The following is a 1,816-nucleotide window of genomic DNA, read 5'->3' on the forward strand; positions in this document are numbered from 1 at the left end:
TGCCGGTACCACCGGACCAGCAACCGAGCAAGTTCGCGCAGAGCCGTCAGGCGAGTGAGGCAAACAGTGTGGCCTTGCAGGCAGCCAACCCTGGTGAAGTGGCCGCGATCAACCTTCAGCAGATCCCCCTGGCCACTTTTGTGCAGGTGGTCTATGTGGACATTCTCAAGCGCAACGTGTCCATCGATCCTGCGGTGCTGTCGCGCAAGGACGCCGTGACCTTCCGTACCGGGACTGCGCAGCCCGCACAGAAGCTGGAAGAGTCGCTGAAGCTGTTGCTCAAGACCTACGGACTTGCCGTGATCGACGCGGGTGGCCTGTTACGTGTAGTGCCGGACAACGCGCAGCTTGGGAATCTGCCGGAGATCCGCCGCGACGAGGTCAACCCGGACACGCCGCTGCCACTGCGCCCGATCTACCAGTTCATAGAAATGAAAGTGGTGCGCCAGAGCGAAGTCGCCAACTGGCTGCGCACCTTGTTCGGTGATCGCATCAAGCTGCAGGAGGACATCACCCGCAATGCCCTGGTGCTGAATGGCACGCCGGACAACGTCCAGGCGGCTCTTGAAGCCATCCGCGTTCTGGATCAACCCTTGATGGCTGGTCGAAAGAGCGTTGCAATCACGCCTGCGTACTGGTCAGCCGATGACCTTGCCAAACGCCTGACAGAGGTATTGACCGTCCAGGGCTATGCGGTAGCGCCGCTGGGGCAGGCGGCCATATCGGGTGGGGCCCGTTATCCGGTCGTGCTGCTGCCCGTGCTGGGGGTGAATGCTGTTTATGTCTTCGCCAATAGCGACGAGGTCTTGAACCACGTCATCAATTGGGCCAAGACATTGGACAAGCCCAACGAGCGAGGCATCAGTCGGAACTTCTTCACTTACCAGGTGAAGCACAAGGATGCCGGTGATCTGGCCAAGACGCTTGACCAGTTGCTGAGCGGTCGGCGCAATGTGTCGCCCGCGACAACCCCGCAAGGGCAGCCCGCGGCCTCTGCTGCCCCGGCGGCGACGAGTCAGCGGCTGACGAGCGTGGTGGTCGACCAATCCAGCAACACGCTGATTTTTCAGGCGGAGCCCGATGAGTATTCGCAGTTGACGGCGTTGTTGCAGATGCTGGACCGGCCTGCCAAATCAGCGCTGATCGAAGTGACGGTCGCCGAGTTGGCACTCAACGATGAAAAAAGCAGTGGCGTCGAGTGGTTGTACAACCGGGCGATTGGCGGTGGCGACACGGCCAGTCTGGGCTTCAAGTCATTGTCGGCAGACACTTCGCCACTGAACCTGCGCATCCTCAACGGCGCCGGTCAGCTGAGAATCGCCATCTCGGCCCTTGCCGCCAGCGACCGTGCCAGCGTGCTGTCCAGCCCGCGTATTCATGCCCGCAATGGCGAGCAGGCGATGATCCAGGTCGGCAGCGAGGTCCCCATCATCACCAGCTCCGTCAGTTCGCCGCTGGCCAGTGGGACGGCCAACCCCACGACCACCACGCTCAGCACGATTCAGTACCGAACCGCGGGTGTGATCCTGAAGGTCAAGCCGGTGATCCATTCGGGCGATCAGGTGGACCTCGAAGTCGAGCAGGAGGTCAGCAGTGCCGACAAGACCAGCACCGGTGTCAACAACACGCCAACYTTCAGTACGCGCAAGCTGCAGACCAAGCTGACGCTGCGCAACGGTGCGACAGTCCTGATGGGCGGGCTGATCACCGACAACGGATCGCGCGGCGGCGGCGGTATACCTTGGCTCAAGGACGTGCCGGTGCTGGGCCACCTGTTTGGCAGCCAGTCGGCCACCAACAATCGACGCGAGTTGAT

1 protein-coding gene is annotated in these 1,816 nt (G+C 61.8%); it reads left to right on the top strand.

What is annotated here, in order from left to right; genetic code table 11:
• On the top strand, positions 1-1,816 hold a 1,816-nt coding region (locus ACXJKR_RS31325; protein WP_457326177.1), incomplete at both ends, for a secretin N-terminal domain-containing protein.

The organism is Roseateles sp. P5_E11 (assembly GCF_054049355.1).